The following is a 17,122-nucleotide window of genomic DNA, read 5'->3' on the forward strand; positions in this document are numbered from 1 at the left end:
AGAAGCGGCGGCACGAATTGCGCCAACATTCGTGCCCATCTCTGACCTAGGACGATACCGATGAAAGCCTCCGACAAGAAGCACCTCAAGCGCTCCAATATCGACCTGACCCTGCTCGGACTTGGCACGGCGCCGTTCGGCGGCCTCTACGCCGCCGTCCCGCTTGCCGATGCCGAAGGCGCGATGCAGGCGGCGTGGGACGCGGGCCTTCGCTACTTCGACACCGCGCCCATGTATGGGCTCGGCCGCGCCGAGCATCTGGCGGGCCACTTCCTGCGCGAGCAGGATCCGGAGTCGTTCCGCGTCAGCACCAAGGTCGGCCGGCTGATGAGCTTCGACCGCCCTGGCCGTGTGCTGCCGCCCGAACCGCCAAAGAACGAGTTCGATTCCGGCTGGAACAACGGCCTGCCGTTCCGCGAAGTGTTCGATTATTCCTATGATGCCATCCTGCGCTCCTATGACGACAGCCGTCAGCGCACCGGTCTTGGCCGTCTCGACATCCTGTTCGTGCACGATATCGGCCGAGTCACGCATGGCGAGTTGCACGATCATCATTGGGGCGCGCTGACCAAGGGCGGCGGCTTCAAGGCGCTGGCCGAGCTGAAGGCCGCCGGCCTGATCGCGGGCTTTGGCCTCGGCGTCAACGAATGGCAGGTGATCCGCGATGCCATGCAGGAGGCCGATCTCGACGTCTGCCTGCTCGCCGGCCGCTACACGCTGCTCGACGACGATGCGGCCGAGACCTTCCTGCCGCTGGCGCTGAAGCACGAGGTCGATCTTGTCATCGGCGGCGTGTTCAACTCCGGCATTCTGGCATCGACCTCGGGTCGCAAGAAGTTCAACTATGTCGACGCCCCGGCCGAGGTTCTGGCCAGGGTGGAGAAGCTGGAGGCGGTGTGCAGCCGCTTCGACGTGCCGCTGCCCGCGGCCGCGATCCAGTATCCGCTGCGCCATCCGGCCGCGACGGTCGTCGCCATCGGCGCCAAGACGGCGGCGCAGGTGAAGGGCAATGTCGAATGGTTCGAGCGCGACATTCCCGCGGAACTCTGGACGACACTCGAGTCCGAAGGCCTCATCCCGGCGCTGCCATAGGCCGGAGCCGGCTCGGATCCCTCCGTTCCGGGAGCGATACTCAAAAGAAGAACGGACCCGATCGGGTCCGTTTTTTGTTTCGAGAAGGGCGTGTGCGCGTCAGACCCAGCCGCCGTCGACGATGAAGCTCTGGTTGGTGCAGGCGCCGGCCTCGTCGGAGGCGAGGAACAGCACAGGCCGCGCGATGTCGTCGGCGTCGAGCTGCCGCCGTAGACACTGCCGCTCCAGGATGCGCTTCTCGCCATCGGCGTTGAGCCACAGGCGGCGCTGCCGTTCGGTGATGATCCAGCCGGGCAGCACGGAATTGACACGTATATTGTCCGGACCAAGCTCGCGAGCCAGCCCGCGCGTCAGGCCGATCACGGCGGATTTGGCGCTCAGATAGGCGTCGTTGTCCGTGGCGCCCATGAGGTAGGAAATCGAGCTCATATTGATGATGGCGCCGCCGCCGGCTGCCGCCATGTCCTTGTGGACCGCCTGGGCGCAGAAGAACTGGTGCTTCAAATTCACGCTGAGGGCCCAGTCCCAATATTCCGAGGTCACGTCGTCGAGCTTGTGGCGGTCATCATTGGCGGCGTTGTTGACGAGGATGGTGATCGGTCCCAGCGCCGCGCGCACCCGGGCGATCGCCGCCTGGATCTCGTCAACCTTGGTGATGTCGACCTTCTCGAAATGCCCGGTGAGGTCGTCCTTTGCCAGCGCGGCGACGAGCGCCCGCGAGGTCTCCTCGGCGATGTCGAAGAAGGCGACGCGGCAGCCCTGTTCGGCAAAGCGGCGGACGATGGTCGCGCCGATGCCGCTGCCGCCGCCCGTGATCAGCGCGACGCGGCCTTTCAGGCTCGGATAGGTGGCGATGCCGGAAGGCCGGGGCGCGTGGTCATCTGTCATGGCATCGTCTCGATGGGGATCAGGCGTTGGGCCGGCCGCCGGAGGCGACCGGCTTGTCGCATGGGATCAGGCCTTGGCGGCTTCCTCGATGATCTTCTGGATGTCGTAGACCGGCTTGTAGCCGAGGATCGATTTCGCCTTGGCGATCTCGTGGCTGGCGCGGATGGCCGGTCCCGGAATGCGGACCTCGACATAGGGGAAGCCGAAGGTCTTGTGCAGCGCCTCGACCGCGACCTTGTAGGAGAAGGGGCTGGGGCCGCTCAGATTGAAGATCTCGCCAACCGCCGAGACATCGCTCAGCATCAGATTGATGCCGCCAACCAGGTCGATCACGTCGCAGAAGTGGAACTCGTAGGGGATGCCGTCCTCGTCGAGCGCCAGCAGCAGCGTGTCTTCCGGGCCGGTCTTGGCCGCGTCGAGTGCTGCGACCGCATCCGGCCGTCCGAGCGCGGTGAACAGGTTGCGCATCGGCTCGACGAACAGGAAGCGACCCGACCAGCCGCTCGGCCGCCGGATTTCCTCGGAACGCGCGATCAGCGCGAAGCGGGCGATGGTGACCGGAACGCCATGCGAGCGATGGTAATAGAGCGCCAGTCGCTCGTCGATCTCCTTGGTCAGGCCGTAGAAGCTGTAGGGCTGCTGCGGATGACGCTCGTCGATCGGCGAATAGAGCGCCTTCAGCGACGGGTAGACCTCGTCGCTGGACGCGATGAAGAAGCGCTGTAGCTTGACCTTCTGCGACACGACCGCGTCGAACAGGTTGAAGGTGCCAGCGATGTTCTGCTGGAACAATTCGCGGTCGGCGCCCTGTTCCCAGAGCATGGCGGCGGCGAGATGCACGATGATATCGACGCCGGCGACCGCCTGCTCGACGGCTTCCTTGTCGGTCAGCGATCCGACAATCACCTCGACGCCGGCATCCTTCAGGCCCTCGAGGCCCGGATCGCCCGGCAGCACCAGCGCGCGCACGCTGTCGCCCAGCGCTTGGCGGCTCGCCACCATCTGTCGGCCCACCCGTCCGGAGGCCCCCGTGATCAACGTCTTCATGGTCTCATTCCTCTTTGAGCGGTCAAACTGCAGGGACTACGGGACGCGGATCGCCTCGCCGCTTTCGGCGGAGAAGTAGCGGAGCCGGTCCGGATTGACGGAGAAGGACAGCCGGTCGCCGAGCCGGATCGGCGCGGCGTTCTCCGGCGACATGCGGGCGATGAAGGCGTTCTCGCCTTCCTTCACGCTCACAAGGGACTCATGGCCGAGCCCCTCGATGACGTCGGCTGAGCCCGTGACGCCATTGCCCGCGGTGCCCGGATCCATGACGATGTCCTCGGGGCGGAAGCCGATCAGGAATTCGCCGTCCCGCACTTTCGGACGCAGCGCGGTCAGGCTCTCCAGGCGGATCGGGATGTTAACGCCCGCGCCGCGCGCGACGATCGCGCCACCCTCCGGCTCGAGCCGGCAGCGCAGCAGGTTCATCGGCGGCGTGCCGATGAACTGCGCCACGAAGGTATTGGCCGGGTGTTGGTAGAGTTGCTGCGGCGTGTCGGCCTGCTGGATGCGGCCGCCATTCATGACGACAATCTTGTTGCCCATCGTCATCGCTTCGGTCTGGTCGTGCGTGACGTAGATCGTGGTGATGCCGAGCGAGCGCTGCAGGCGTGTGATCTCGGCGCGGGTCTGCACGCGCAGCTTGGCGTCGAGATTGGAGAGCGGCTCGTCCATCAGGAAGAGCTTTGGCTCGCGGATGATGGCGCGGCCCAGCGCGACGCGCTGGCGCTGGCCGCCGGAAAGCTGCGACGGCTTGCGGTGGAGCAGGGGAGTCAGATCCAGCGACTGCGCGACCTCGCCGACACGGCGGTCGATGTCGGCGCGGGCCCAATTGCGCAGGCGCAGCGCGTAGGAAAGGTTTTGCGCCACGGTCATGTGCGGATAGAGCGCGTAGTTCTGGAACACCATGGCGATGTCGCGATCTCGCGGCGAAACATGGTTGGCGGGCTTGCCGTCGATCCAGATCTCGCCGCCGGTGGCGCGTTCCAGCCCGGCGATCATGCGCAGCGTCGTGGACTTGCCGCAGCCGGACGGGCCGACGAAGACGACGAACTCGCCATCGGCGATGTCGAGATTGATGCGGTCGACAGCGAGGTGGCCGTCATATTGCTTGGAGAGTTGTTCCAGGCGGGCGGTGCTCATGAGGGTCTCCGATCAACCTTTTACGCCGCCGGCCGTGAGGCCGTGGACGAGGTATCGCTGCAGGAAAAGGAACACGATGGCCGCCGGCAGCGTGACGATGGTCGCCGCGGTCATGACCTGATCCCAGGGGGTGACGTATTCGCCGCTGAACGAGGCGAGGCCGACGGAAACCGTCCAGTTTCCCGGCTGGCGCACGAACATCTGGGCGAAGAGATATTCGTCCCAGGCGATGATGAAGCAGAACAGGAAGGTCGAGGCGAGGCCCGGCAGCGACAGCGGCAGCGTGATGCGGAAGAAGGTGCCGATCCGCGACGCGCCATCGATCAGCGAGGCCTCTTCCAGCGCGACCGGGATGCCGTCGAAGAAGGTCTTCAGCAGCGAGGTCGCGACCGGGACCAGCAGGGCCAGGTAAGCGACGGTCAGGCCGGGCAGGCTGTTGAGCAGGCCGATCTTGCTGAACAGCACATACATCGGCATGGCGAGCAGGATGCCCGGGAACATCTGGGTTGCGAGCAACAGATATTCCGTGAAGCCGCGCCCCTGGAAGCGGAAGCGCGACAGGGAATAGGCCATCATCGCGCCAATGAAGGAGGCGAGGATCGCGGTGCCGAGCGCGACGCGGATGCTGTTCCAGAGCCAGGTTCCGAGCGCCGTATCCTGGAAGATCGTCACATAGGTCGAGAACACCGAATTGGCGCTCGGCAATATCTCCGGCGGATAGGCGAACAACTGACCCGAGGGCCGGATCGAGGTCACGAACATCCAGTAGAACGGAAAGACCGCGATCGCGCAGAGGATCAGGATGAGGGCGGCGAGGGCCAGCCTTCCAGCGATCCGCGAGAGGTTCGGCAGGAAGGCTTCGCCGTGGCGGGCGCTGGGGGCGTTACGCATCATTACCTCTCCGCACGATGAAGGCGTAGGCCAGCGTCAGCAGCACCGCGACGAGCAGCAGCAGCGATCCCATTGCGAAGGCAGGGCCGGCGCGGAAGAAGCGGAACGCCTCGAAATAGACCTTCACGACCAATGTGTTGGTGGCGCCGGCGGGGCCGCCCTGGGTCATCAGGAAGATGAAGACGAAATTGCCGAAGCTCCAGATCGTCAACAGCAGCACGACGATGGCGAGCACATGCTTGAGGCCGGGCAGGGTGATGTCGAGGAAGCGGCGCACGGGTCCGGCGCCGTCGATCTCGGACGCCTCGTAGAGTTCGTCGGGGATCGACTGCAGGCCCGCGAGCAGGACGAGCGTCGCGAATGGATAGGTCTTCCAGATGTTCAGGATGATGATCGCGGGAAGCGCCAGGTTCGGATCGCTCAGCCAGTTCGGCTGGCTGGTCACGAACGGGATCCAGCCGATGGCGTAGTTCACGACGCCGTAGTTTGGATTGTACATCCACTGCCAGATCAGCGCGGCGACGACATGCGGCACGGCCCAGGGCAGGATGATCAGCGTGCGGACGATGCCACGGCCGGGAAAGGCGCGGGTCAGCACCAGCGCGGTGACAAGGCCGAGGGCGATGCTTCCGATCACCGTGCCGAGCGAGAAGACCGCTGTGACATAGAGCGAATGCCAGGTGTCGGGATCGGTCAGGATCGACTGGTAGTTGGCGAGCGTGAAGGCCTCTGTGAAGGCTCGGCCGATGATGCGGCTGTTGGTGAAGCTGATGCGAATTCCCCAGAGCAGGGGAATGATCACCAACGCCGTTATGGCGAGGAGAAACGGAAGAACCATCACGGCAGGCAGCCAGCGATCCTGGCTGTCGGCATAGTGAACGGTCCTCACGCCCGCGACGCGGGCGGATGTCTGGGTGAGGGCCATGGACCACGCTCGTCTGGAGAGGAGAAGGAACCGGGCGACGAGGCTTTCGCGCCGCCGCCCGGATGGCGCTGCGTCAGTTCTTGACGAGGGCGACGACCTGCGCCTGCGCTTCGGCCATGGCCTCGGCGACGGGGCGGTTCTTGTAGAGGATCTCCTCGACCTTATCGGCGATGATCTTCAGGACCTCGTTGCCATAGAGCTCCAGGCCGGCCGGCATGATCGAGACGGCATATTTGTCGGAAGCTTCCTGGAAGGTGGCGAACCACGGATTGGCCTCGAGATAGCCGTCCGGGATGCTGTTCAGGCGCGGCGACACGGCATTGGTGATGGCGACCATCTCCTTCTGCCACTTGGCGCTCTGCATGAATTCGATCAGCTTGAAGGCTTCGTCCGGATGCGGCGCATCCTTCGGGATCGCCCAGAGCTGGAACGCCGCCGCCGTGCGATGGCCCGGCCACGGCATCGGCGCCGTGCGCAGGTCCTTGACGATCTCGGGATTGCCGGCCTTTGCGAAGCCCATCATCCAGGAGCCGTCGAACAGCGTGCCGACCTTGCCCTGCCACCACATCTGCCGGTAGGTCGACTTGTCGACATCGCGTGGCATCACGCCGGCATCGAACAGCTCCTTGAACATGGAGATCGCTTCGATGTTGCGGGGATCGTCGACCGTCGGCTTGCCGTCGATGGCGAAATGGCCGCCATTGGCGATCACCCACTGCGCCACGTCCATATAGGTCTGGATGTAGCTGCCAGGCTTGACCATCGCGGCGTACCCAAACTGGTTCGGCGCCTTGGTCGTCTTCTTGGCGAGTTCGAGGAAATCCTTGGGATTGTCCGGGAACTTGTCGTAGCCGGCCGCCTTCAGGATCGTCTCGTTGTAGAAGGGCACGTAGTTCGCGACCATCTGGATGACGCCATAGGTATGGCCATCCACCATCAGCGGCGATTCAAACTGCGCGGGGCTGTAGGTTTCCTTGCTGATGTCGCTCTTGGCGACATAGCCGTCGAGCGGCAGCAGCAGGTCGTTGCGCAGAAAATCGCCGATGTTCATGTTCAACAGGTGGATGACGTCTGGCGGCGATCCGGAGCCCATTTCCAGCAGCATCTGGTCGGCATAGGCGCCATAGGCGACGTTGTAGCCTTCCACCTTGATGTCCGGATTCTCGTCCATGAAGGCCTTTACGACCTTCTCCATCCAGACTTTGTTGCCGGGTTCTCCGAACCACCAGCTCGGCACGCGCAGCGTGATCTGCTCGGCGAAAGCGGTCATCGGTACCGATGCCAACAGGGCGGCGGCCGCCCCGGCGAGTATCCCCTTGCGGATACCGGACAAGATTTTCATGGAACTTCCCTTTCCCTCTGATCGCAGTTCTGGAACGTCGCGTTCAATCGGGACCAGTTCTCTGGCTTCTTGCTTTTGGAGGTCGTGGCCTCGATCGTTTCAGGCATGGACTGTCTGTCGCCCTGCCGGTGGGCAGGGCGGTCGTCCGTTGGCCGGGTTTGCGTCAGCGGCGGCCGAGGCCGCCGCCTGTCGTCAATGGCGGACGCGATGCAGCGACAGCAGGAATTCCGTCAGTTCGCTGAGGCTCAAGGCGCTCTTGGGCGTGTCGAGCGCGATCTCGCCGCGATCGAGCACGATCAGCCGGTCGGCGACTTCATGCACATTGGCGAGCGTGTGCTCGATATAGATGCAGGAGCGTCCGCCGGCCTTGATCGATTGGATGAAGTCCAGCACCCGCCGCACTTCCTTGATGGCAAGCGCGACGGTCGGTTCGTCGAGGATGATCAGGTCGCTGTCGAAATGCATGGCGCGGCCGATGGCGACGCCCTGCCGCTCGCCGCCGGACAGCTTGCCGACGGTCGAGTCGACGCTGATGCCGCGCGAGCGGAAGCCGATCGTCGATTTCATGATCTGCTCGGCGATCCGCTTTTCCGCCTTCACGTCGATGAAGCCGAAGCGGTTGGTGATCGGCCGCCCGACGAAGAAGTTGCGCCAGAGCGGCTGCTTCTCGCCGAGCGACTTGTCCTGGTAGACGGTCTCGATCCGGAAGTCCTGGGCCTTGCGGACCGAATGGCCGCCGGCTTCGACTTCCTTGCCCTTGATGAAGAGCTGGCCGGCGGTCGGCGCCTCGACGCCCGTCATCACCTTGATGAGCGTCGATTTGCCGGCGCCGTTGTCGCCGATCAGGCCGACGATCTCGTTGCGCCCGATCGTCAGGTTAACGTTCTTGAGACTCTCAACCTTGCCGTAGTGCTTCTGGATGTTGACCATCCGCACCAGATCGGTCGCGCTGTTTTCGGCCTGCATGCTCGTCATCTCCTCAACAGGGGCGGGGTTCGCTGAAACTCAGCGAACGCCTTCCTCGACCAGCGGCGCGATGGCGTCGACATTGTCCTTGGTGACGACGCCGCCGCCGGTGTTGAGCATCAGGCCGGCGAGGCCATAGCGCTTCTGCAGCACCGCGGCGACCACGGGCATGAAGCCCTGCAGGTAGGGCTGCTGGTCGACGACGACGGTGACATAGCCCTTCTTCAGGCCATCGATCGAAGCGGGCGAGATGTCGTAGCCGCCGGTGATGACGGAGCCCGGCGCCTTGCCGGCTGCGTCCAGAACCTTGGCGAGGATGGCAGTGATGCCGCCATGGCCGGGAACCGCGATCGCCTTCACGTCCGGATGGCTCTCGAGGTAGGAGGCAAGCACCGGCACGGCGAGCGAGGGATCCTGCACGGCCTCGTTCGACCACTGCAGCTTGTCATAGGTCACGCCGGCCTTGTCGAATTCCTCGATCGTGCCGCGCGAGATGTCGGCATGCGCCGTCTGCTCGAACGTGCCGTAGATCACCGCCTTGTCGCCCTTCTTCAGGCCGGCGGCGACCATCTTCTCGCCCAGCACGCGGCCAGCCTCGTAGTTGTCGAGGCCGAAATAGCTGAGGTCGGTGCCCGGCAGGCGGGTGTTGTTGGTAACGACGACGATCCCGGCTTCTTTGGCATCGTTCAGGAAACGCTTCATCGAGTCGGTGCCGGAATGGCCCATGACCACGATGGCGTCGGGCTGGGATGCCAGCGCCTGATTGGCCTGCTCCAGCATCTTCTGCTGGTCCCAGCCGGCATACTGGTTGATCAGCTTGACCTTGAGCATGTCGGCTGCCGCCTTGGCGCCGAGTTCGCGGGCCAGCGTGGTCGGGTCGCCGGAATTGCCACCCATCTGGAAATAGATGGTCATGCCCTCGCCAGTCAGCATGGGCTCGGCGGCGAGCGCCGTGCCGGAGAGCATGCCGGTCATGCCGAGGGCGCAGGCCGCGCCGAGAAGGAAACGCCTTGTGATCATGTTGTGGTCCCTTTGTCTGTTAGGTGCTTGTTTTCTTTATTGAAACGCGTCGAGGTCTTTTGCCTCAACGTCGCAGCCGCATCCGGATCTTCTTGAAGAGCGGAACACGGTCGGGATCTTCGAGCGCCATGTTGAGCGTGACGGAAACCAGGAAGACGACGCCGATCAGGAAGCGGGTCCAGAAGCCCTGCACGCCGCTGGCGACCAAGCCGGCCTCGATGATGGCGACGATCAGCGCGCCGACGACGGTGCCGACAATGGTGCCGGCGCCGCCGAAGATCGACGTGCCGCCGATGAACACGCTGGCCACGACGATCAGCAGGTAGCCCATGCCCTGCGAGGAGAAGTAGGTGGTCGTTTCCAGCGTCAGCAGGATGCCGGCAAAGGCGGAGAGCAGGCCCATCAGCGTGAAGATCTTGAGCTTCTCGCGGTCGACCCGGATGCCGACGACATGCGCGACGCGGGCATTGTCGCCGATGAACAGCACGTTCTCGCCGAAGCGGTGGCGGTTCAGGATGAACCAGAGGGCCACCGCGACGGCGAGCGCCCAGAGCGCCTGCACTGGCAGCACCCCGATCCGGCCGGCGAACACCGAATGGATGACGGTGTCGGTCACGGACGGCACGGCGACGGTCAGGCCGTTCGAGACGATCACGACGAGGCCGCCATAGAGGAACAGCGTGGCGAGCGTGGTGATCATCGACGGGATACCAAGCTGCGTGACGATCAGCCCGTTCACGAAGCCGAGGATGACGCCGACCATCAGCGCCGCCGCGAAGGCCAGCCAGGTCAATTCATAATTCTTGAACAGGATGGCGAAGACATAGCTCGAGAAGGCGACGATCGAGGGGAAGGAGAGATCCATCTCTCCCGCCACGACGACGAAGGTGAGGCCGAGCGCCAGGATCATCGGCGGCGGCACGTTCGCGAGGAACGTCATGTAGATGCGGTAGCCGAGGAAGGTCTGCGGCGCCGTGACCATGAAGATCGCGATCAGCAGCGCGAAGACCGCGAGGATGGCCATGCCCTCGACGGCAAAGATACGCCGGCTGAGGGAAAGCCGCAGGCTGGCGGCGGATGGATCGTGCGAAGCTTGCATGGCCATGGTCTTTTTCCGCTTGGAGCGTTTTCGAGCGACGTGGTTACCGGCTCGCGTGAAGAAAACGCGACCCTCGACGAGCTAGAGGACGCCGTGGCGTTCGTAGACGTCGCGCAGGTATGCGCCGTTGCGAAGGTCGTCCATCGAGCTGTCCTCGCTGGCGATCTTGTCGAAGGCGATCTTCAGCACTTCGGCCTCGACCGCCTGCGGGATCACCACGACGCCGTCGGCATCGCCGAACACCAGATCGCCGGTGCAGACGCGCACGCCGGCGCAGATGACGGGAACGTCGATTGCCGCGATCTGGCCGCGTCCCTTGGAATCGAGCGGCGCGATGCCGGCATGGAAGACGGGCAGCTTCAGCTCGCGGATCGTCTTGATGTCGCGCACGAAGCCGTCCGTGATGCAGCCGGCCGCCTTGCGGCCGACGGCGGCGGTCGAAAGCAGGCTGCCCCAGGGCGCGATGCGTCCGGAGCCGCCGCAGGCGAGGATGGCCACTTCGTCCGGCTTCAGGTCGTCGATGAGCTTGATCTCCAGCTCATACGGATTGACGTCGGGGTCGACATGGGCGGTTTCCATGTAGATGCCAGTGCGGGCGCGGCCGCAGAGGATGAGGTCCTCGTCGAGCGGCCGGATCGTGGACGGCATCGCCTGCGTCGTGACGCCGACGGCATCGAGCGCATCCGACAGAACGGCGGCGTAGAGCTTGTTCCAGCCTTCGGGCAGGGGGGCAGTGGACGTCATGAAAGATCCTGTAACTAGAGCGATCAGGCGGATTCGGCCGGCACGGGATGGCCGCTGCCGCCAACGAGAAAACCAAAGTCGACGCCGCGGTCGGCCTGCTGGACGTTGTCGAGGAACATCCGGCCGTAGCCGCGGTCATAATGGGGAGGGGGAGGCGTCCACTCGGCCCGGCGCTGGGCGAGTTCGGCCTCGGAAACGTCGAGATGCAGGCTGCGCGCCTCGACATCGAGTTCGATGAAGTCGCCGTTTCGCACCAAGGCGAGCGGACCGCCGATCGCGGCTTCCGGCGCGACATGCAGCACGACGGTGCCGAAGGCGGTACCGCTCATGCGCGCATCGGAGATGCGCACCATGTCGAGCACGCCGGCGGCGCGGAGCTTCTTCGGCAGCGGCATGTTGCCGATCTCGGGCATGCCGGGATAGCCGATCGGGCCGCCATGCTTCAGCACGAGGATGCTGTCGGCATCGACGTCGAGATCGGGATCATCGACCCGCTTCTTGAAGTCCGGCATGTTCTCGAACACGACGGCGCGGCCGCGATGCTTCATCAGTTCGGGCGAGGCCGCCGACGGCTTGATCACGGCGCCGGAGGGCGCGAGGTTGCCGCGCAACACCGCGATGCCGCCCAGCGGCTTGAAGGGTTCTTCCAGCGTCCGGATGACGGTGCGGTCGAAGCACTCGGCTTCCTCCAGCCGGTCGGCGATGGTGGCGCCTTCGACCGTGATGCAGCCGCCATGCAGCAGCGGCTTCAATTCCTTCATCAAGGCCGGCAAGCCGCCCGCGTAGCAGAATTCTTCCATCAGGAATTGCCCGGACGGCATCAGGTCGAGCAGGCAGGGGACGATGCGGCCGAGGCGATCCCAGTCGTCGAGGGTCAGCTCGAGGCCGAGGCGTCCTGCGAGCGCGATCAGATGCACGACCGCATTGGTCGAGCCGCCAATGCCGCCATTGACGACGATGGCGTTTTCCAGCGCCTCGCGCGTCACGATCTTCGACATCGGCACGTCATTGCGGACGAGGTCGACGATGTGGTGGCCGGATTTTTCGGCTAGCACCGCGCGGCGGCTGTCGACTGCCGGCCAGGTCGCATTATAGGGGAGGGCGATGCCCATCGCTTCGGCGAGGCTCGCCATGGTCGAGGCCGTGCCCATGGTCATGCAGGAGCCCGGCGAGCGGCTCATGCTGGCCTCGGCCTCGTAGAATTCTTCCTGGCTCATCGTGCCGATCTGCACGGCTTCGGCGAAGCGGATGACGTCCGTGCCGGAACCGACCGGCTTGCCGCGCACGCGGCCATTCAGCATCGGGCCGCCGGAGACGAGGATGGTCGGCAGGTCGACGCTGGCCGCGCCCATCAGCAGCGCCGGCGTGGTCTTGTCGCAGCCCGCGAGGAGCACGACGCCGTCGATCGGATTGGCACGCAGCGTCTCCTCGACGTCGATGCTGACCTGATTGCGGTAGAGCATCGCCGTCGGGCGGACGAGCGTCTCGCCGAGGCTCATGACGGGGAATTCGAGCGGCAGGCCGCCGGCAACCAGGATGCCGCGCTTCACATGCTCGGCCAGCTGCCGCAGATGCGCGTTGCAGGGGGTGAGTTCCGACCAGGTGTTGCAGATACCGATGACCGGGCGGCCGTCGAACATCTCCGACGGGATGCCCTGGTTGCGCATCCAGCTGCGGGCATAGAAGCCGTATTTGTCGGGGCGGCCAAACCACCGCGCGCTCCGAAGCGGCTTGCGCTCGCTCATCGGATCATTCTCCTCTGCCCGAACCCTGCGGCCCGGTTTCCCTGGTTGGTTCAATTTTTGAACCATGTCGACACATTTATATGTATCGTTAAAGTGAATGCTAAGCGGCGGAGAGCCTGAGAGTCAATTTAGAAAATGATGCAAATTCCGCTTTTCTGACGGCGCTTCCGAAGAGGTTGGCTTGGCGTTTCATATGACGATAAAGGTCATGCCATAGCGGTTCCTGCCCGCGTGAGGCGGGCGGGTCGGCAGGCTCGGAACACCTGTCGTCCCGCGGGCGTTAATGCGACTCCCGCGGAACGTAGTCGCCGCTGCCGCCAACCAGGAAGTCGAAATCGACGCCGGAATCGGCCTGCATAACGTGATCGACGTAGAGCCGCTCATAGCCGCGCCCATAGGGCGATACGAATGGCTTGAGCTCGGCGCGACGACGCTCCAGTTCGGCGTCGTCGACTTCCAGATGGATCGAGCGGCCCGGCACATCGAGCGCGATCATGTCGCCGTCGCGGACCAGGGCGAGGGGGCCGCCGGCTGCTGCTTCGGGCGCCACATGCAGCACGACCGTGCCGAAGGCGGTACCGCTCATGCGCGCATCCGAGATGCGCACCATGTCGGTGATGCCCTCGCGCAGCAGCTTGGCCGGGATCGGCATGTTGCCGATCTCCGCCATGCCGGGATAGCCGCGCGGGCCGCAGTTCTGCAGCACCAGCATGCTGTCCTTGTCGACCGGCAGGTCGGGATCGTCGATGCGCGCCTTCAGATCGTCCGCCGAGGTGAACACGACGGCGCGACCGCGATGAACCAGGAGTTCCGGCGTCGCCGCCGATGGTTTGATCACCGCGCCGGACGGGGCGAGGTTGCCGCGCAGCACGGCGATGCCGGCCTTGGCCCGGAACGGCTTGTCGAGGGGCAGGATGACCCGCTCGTCATGGCGCACGGCGCCGGCATTGTTCTCCGCCTGGGTCCGGCCGGTGACGGTCAGCGCGTTGCCGTTCAGCAGCGACGCGATCTCGTTCAGCACGGCCGGCACGCCGCCGGCGCGGAAGAAGTCTTCCATCAGATATTCGCCGGATGGCATCAGGTTGAGCAGGCAGGGGACGTGGCTGCCAAGCCTGTCCCAATCGTCGAGCGAGAAGGGGACGCCGAGGCGGCCGGCGATCGCGAGCAGATGCACCACGGCATTGGTCGAGCCGCCGAGCGCCGCGTTGAGGACGACGGCGTTCTCGAAGGCTTCGCGCGTCAGTATCTTGGAGAGGCGCAGGCCTTCATGCGTCATGGCGACGATGCGCTTGCCGGCCTCGAAGGAAATCGCATGGCGACGCGCGTCGACGGCCGGAATGGCGCCATTGCCGGGGAGGGCGACGCCCAGCCCTTCGCAGAGGCTCGCCATGGTCGAGGCGGTGCCCATCGTCATGCAGGAGCCGGTGCTGGGCGACATCGCGGTTTCCGCCGCCATGAATTCCTGCAGCGACATGGTGCCGGCACGCACAGCTTCCTTGAAGCGAATGACGTCGGTGCCCGAGCCGATGCGGCGGCCCTCCCAGGAGCCCGAAAGCATCGGCCCACCGGAGACGACGATCGTCGGGATGTCGACGCTGGCCGCGCCCATCAGCGCGGCCGGCGTGGTCTTGTCGCAGCCGACCAGCAGCACGACGCCGTCGATCGGGTTGGCGCGGATCGAGGCCTCGACATCCATGCTGGCGAGATTGCGGAACAGCATGGCGGTCGGGCGCATCAGCGCTTCGCCGAGCGATGTGACCGGAAACTCCAGCGGAAAGCCGCCGGCGGCATAGACGCCGCGCTTCACATGCTCGGCCAGTTCGCGCAGATGGCCGTTGCAGGGATTGAGGTCGGACCAGCTATTGCAGATGCCGATGACCGGGCGGCCATCGAACATCTCGGCCGTATGGCCCTGGTTGCGCAGCCAGCTTCGATAGATGAAGCCGTAGGAATCCTGCCGGCCGAACCACTCCCGGCTGCGGAAACCCTTCTTGTCCCTGCTGTCGTCTGCCATCTCGAATCCATCGGCTGCTGGAGGTCAGTTCAGGCGAGGGGAGGCTCGCTCAGACGGCGAGGCCGCCGTGCCACCAATGCTCGAACGGGTTCGAATTCAGGATGTAATCGATCGTCGTATCGGCGACGCGCGGCAGCGGCGTGCCCTCGACCTGGCTGTTGATGTTCTTCAGCCCCTCGACCGATTCCGCGACGCGGGCGAACGGAAAGTCCGTGCCCCAGAAGATCTTGTTGCGGTCGGTGATGGTGTATTCCTGGGCGCAGACCAGGATGTTGTAGAACTGCCAGGGGCGATAGTGCAGCGCCGACACCTCGCAATAGACGTTCGGCTGCTTGCGCGCGACGATGATGCACTCCTCGTACCAGGGGTGGCCCATATGGGCCATGATCATCTTCAAATCCGGATAGCGCAGCGCGATCGTGTCGACGTCGAGCGGGCGACCATAGTTGACCGGCGCGTTGCGGCCATAGGTCGTGCCCATATGCATGGTGAGCGGCAGGTTGTTCTTCTGCAGATACTCGTAGACCGGCTCAAGGCGGGGATCGAGCAGCGACACGCCATTGTAGATCGGGCCGAACTTGACGCCCTTGAGCTTCAGATCCTCGATCGCGTGAACCAGGAGATCCATGCAGTTGGGCATACGGGGATCGACGGCGGCGAAGCCGACGAACTTGTCGGGATATTTGGCGACAGCGGCAGCAGTGACCTCGTCATTGCCGTCGACGCCGATCGAGTCCTTGTAACGCAGCGAAAAGATGATGGCCTTGTCGACGTCGGCCATCTCGCGGGCCAGCGTATCTGCATCCGCCTTGGGGGCGAGGCCTGCCGCGCGGGCCAGGCCTGCCTGCTGGGCATAGAGCGGGGTAACCTGGTCGTCGTTGTAGATATTGACGTGGCAGTCCACCAGCATGATCGGCCCCTCGTTTTCCAGGATCTGCGTTTGTGTTGTTTAACGTTAAATTACACCCCACTTAACCCTGTCAAGAGGCCGATCGTGAAATGGGGGATTGCTTCCGGCGGTAAAAGTCGCTGAATGAGCCGTTATTTCGAGAGTTGAAGCGTTGAATCGCGGGCCGGGGTGGACAAGCGAAGCCCAACGGCCAAAAGAGGAAGACTCATTCCATGTCGGACCATGATTCCGGCCGCGCTCCGCAAAAGCGTGTCACGATAAAGGACGTCGCCAAGGCGGCCGACGTCTCGCCGATGACCGTTTCCAACGTGGTCAACGGCAAGCACCAGTTCGTCAGCGAGCCTACCCGAAAGGCCGTCGAGCGCGAGATCGCCCGCCTCAATTATCGCGTCCAGCACAGCGCCCGGAGCCTGCGCGTCTCGCGCCGCCGCTCCGTCGGGATGATCTTCGTCGACGAGTCGCCGTCCTTCCTGGTCGATCATTTCAACGCCCATGTCGTTGCCGGCCTCTGCAACGTGCTGAGCACCGCCGACCACACCGTCACGGTCCAGGGGATCCGCGCCGGCCAGTTCAACCAGTCGTCGATCATCCGCAACTTCGCGGTCGACGGCTTCTGCGTCGTGCTTTCCGGCCCGCCGGACGCGCGCAGCACCATCCTGGACAGCCTGATCAACCTGGATCAGCCTCTGGTCCTGATGCAGGAGCCGATCGCCTCGCCAAACCAGGAAACCTGCATCGTCCGCCAGGATGATGCCGGTGGCGGCAGGCTGCTCGCCGACCACTTGGCTGCCCGCCGCGTCGGGACCGTGCTGGTGGTCGTGCCGAGCCAGAACTGGCCCGCTATCGATCAACGCGTTGCAGGCTTGCGCGAGGGCTTCCAGGCGGCGGGCGGTGATGTCCGCATCGATGTGGTGCAGGCGGAAACCGAGGAGTTCGACAGCGCCCGGGCGGCCGTGATGGGCTATCTCGACCGCCATCCGCTGCCGGATGCGATCGTCGGCGGCAATGACCGCTTCGCCATCGCGGCGATGTCGATCCTGCTCGATCGCGGCATCGCCGTGCCGGAGCGGGTGAAGATCACCGGCTTCAACGGCTTCGAGCAGCGACGTTATGCAAGGCCGCTCGTCACGACGGTAATCTCCTCCGCCTATGAGCTGGGCGAGAGGGCAGGGCAGATGCTGCTGACTCGCTTCGAGGAGGGACGTTTCCCCACCCGCGAGCTGGTGCTGCCGGTTCATTTCGAGCTGGGCGAAACGACCTGAGCTCGCCCGGGCGATGAGAAATGCCGTCGAGGTTGGC

General features: G+C 64.6%; 15 protein-coding genes. 2 read left to right on the forward strand and 13 right to left on the reverse strand.

What is annotated here, in order from left to right:
- Positions 1 to 54: 54 nt before the first annotated feature.
- Positions 55 to 1,092: an aldo/keto reductase gene (locus tag ABIE08_RS15865; RefSeq protein WP_354552825.1), complete on the forward strand. Its 1,038-nt coding sequence runs from the start codon at positions 55 to 57 to the stop codon at positions 1,090 to 1,092.
- 99 nt (positions 1,093 to 1,191) lie between these two features.
- Here the strand turns inward: ABIE08_RS15865 and ABIE08_RS15870 are convergent, their stop codons facing one another.
- The 13 genes from ABIE08_RS15870 to ABIE08_RS15930 all read right to left on the reverse strand — a co-directional run bounded on the left by ABIE08_RS15870 (position 1,192) and on the right by ABIE08_RS15930 (position 15,823).
- Entirely contained in the window at positions 1,192 to 1,980 is a 789-nt protein-coding gene (locus ABIE08_RS15870; protein WP_354552499.1) for an SDR family NAD(P)-dependent oxidoreductase, read from the reverse strand.
- A 66-nt stretch (positions 1,981 to 2,046) separates the two neighbouring features.
- Positions 2,047 to 3,027: an NAD-dependent epimerase/dehydratase family protein gene (locus ABIE08_RS15875; RefSeq protein ID WP_354552501.1), complete on the reverse strand. Its 981-nt coding sequence runs from the start codon at positions 3,025 to 3,027 to the stop codon at positions 2,047 to 2,049.
- A 36-nt stretch (positions 3,028 to 3,063) separates the two neighbouring features.
- Entirely contained in the window at positions 3,064 to 4,167 is a 1,104-nt protein-coding gene (locus ABIE08_RS15880; RefSeq protein ID WP_354552502.1) for an ABC transporter ATP-binding protein, read from the reverse strand.
- Positions 4,168 to 4,179: 12 nt separating this feature from the next.
- Positions 4,180 to 5,058: a carbohydrate ABC transporter permease gene (locus ABIE08_RS15885; protein WP_354552503.1), complete on the reverse strand. Its 879-nt coding sequence runs from the start codon at positions 5,056 to 5,058 to the stop codon at positions 4,180 to 4,182.
- The gene (locus tag ABIE08_RS15890) at positions 5,051 to 5,983 is read right to left on the reverse strand and encodes a carbohydrate ABC transporter permease (protein WP_354552505.1); all 933 of its coding nucleotides are present in this window, start codon (positions 5,981 to 5,983) and stop codon (positions 5,051 to 5,053) included. The genes ABIE08_RS15885 and ABIE08_RS15890 overlap by 8 nt, the downstream gene beginning before the upstream one ends.
- A 73-nt stretch (positions 5,984 to 6,056) precedes the next feature.
- Positions 6,057 to 7,325, reverse strand: a complete 1,269-nt coding sequence (locus tag ABIE08_RS15895) for an ABC transporter substrate-binding protein (RefSeq protein WP_354552506.1) — start codon at positions 7,323 to 7,325, stop codon at positions 6,057 to 6,059.
- A 192-nt stretch (positions 7,326 to 7,517) separates the two neighbouring features.
- A complete protein-coding gene (locus ABIE08_RS15900) occupies positions 7,518 to 8,291 on the reverse strand; it encodes an ATP-binding cassette domain-containing protein (RefSeq protein ID WP_354552507.1) in 774 nt (257 codons plus the stop codon).
- A gap of 39 nt (positions 8,292 to 8,330) precedes the next feature.
- Complete coding sequence (locus ABIE08_RS15905) at positions 8,331 to 9,311, reverse strand: substrate-binding domain-containing protein (RefSeq protein WP_354552509.1); 981 nt, start codon at positions 9,309 to 9,311, stop codon at positions 8,331 to 8,333.
- 64 nt (positions 9,312 to 9,375) lie between these two features.
- On the reverse strand, positions 9,376 to 10,416 hold the full coding sequence (locus ABIE08_RS15910; RefSeq protein ID WP_354552510.1) for an ABC transporter permease: 1,041 nt from the start codon (positions 10,414 to 10,416) through the stop codon (positions 9,376 to 9,378).
- 75 nt (positions 10,417 to 10,491) lie between these two features.
- Positions 10,492 to 11,154: an RraA family protein gene (locus ABIE08_RS15915; RefSeq protein WP_354552511.1), complete on the reverse strand. Its 663-nt coding sequence runs from the start codon at positions 11,152 to 11,154 to the stop codon at positions 10,492 to 10,494.
- Positions 11,155 to 11,177: 23 nt separating this feature from the next.
- The gene (locus ABIE08_RS15920) at positions 11,178 to 12,899 is read right to left on the reverse strand and encodes an IlvD/Edd family dehydratase (protein WP_354552512.1); all 1,722 of its coding nucleotides are present in this window, start codon (positions 12,897 to 12,899) and stop codon (positions 11,178 to 11,180) included.
- A gap of 280 nt (positions 12,900 to 13,179) precedes the next feature.
- Positions 13,180 to 14,913 (reverse strand): IlvD/Edd family dehydratase, encoded by a 1,734-nt coding sequence (locus ABIE08_RS15925; protein ID WP_354552513.1) that lies wholly within the window; start codon positions 14,911 to 14,913, stop codon positions 13,180 to 13,182.
- Positions 14,914 to 14,962: 49 nt separating this feature from the next.
- Positions 14,963 to 15,823: an amidohydrolase family protein gene (locus tag ABIE08_RS15930; RefSeq protein ID WP_354552514.1), complete on the reverse strand. Its 861-nt coding sequence runs from the start codon at positions 15,821 to 15,823 to the stop codon at positions 14,963 to 14,965.
- A gap of 212 nt (positions 15,824 to 16,035) precedes the next feature.
- Here ABIE08_RS15930 and ABIE08_RS15935 point away from each other — a divergent pair, with 212 nt between their 5' ends.
- Complete coding sequence (locus tag ABIE08_RS15935; RefSeq protein WP_354552516.1) at positions 16,036 to 17,085, forward strand: LacI family DNA-binding transcriptional regulator; 1,050 nt, start codon at positions 16,036 to 16,038, stop codon at positions 17,083 to 17,085.
- The last annotated feature ends 37 nt before the right edge of the window (positions 17,086 to 17,122 follow it).

Origin of the sequence: Kaistia defluvii, assembly GCF_040548815.1 — a bacterium.
Taxonomy (GTDB): Bacteria; Pseudomonadota; Alphaproteobacteria; order Rhizobiales; family Kaistiaceae; genus Kaistia; species Kaistia defluvii_A.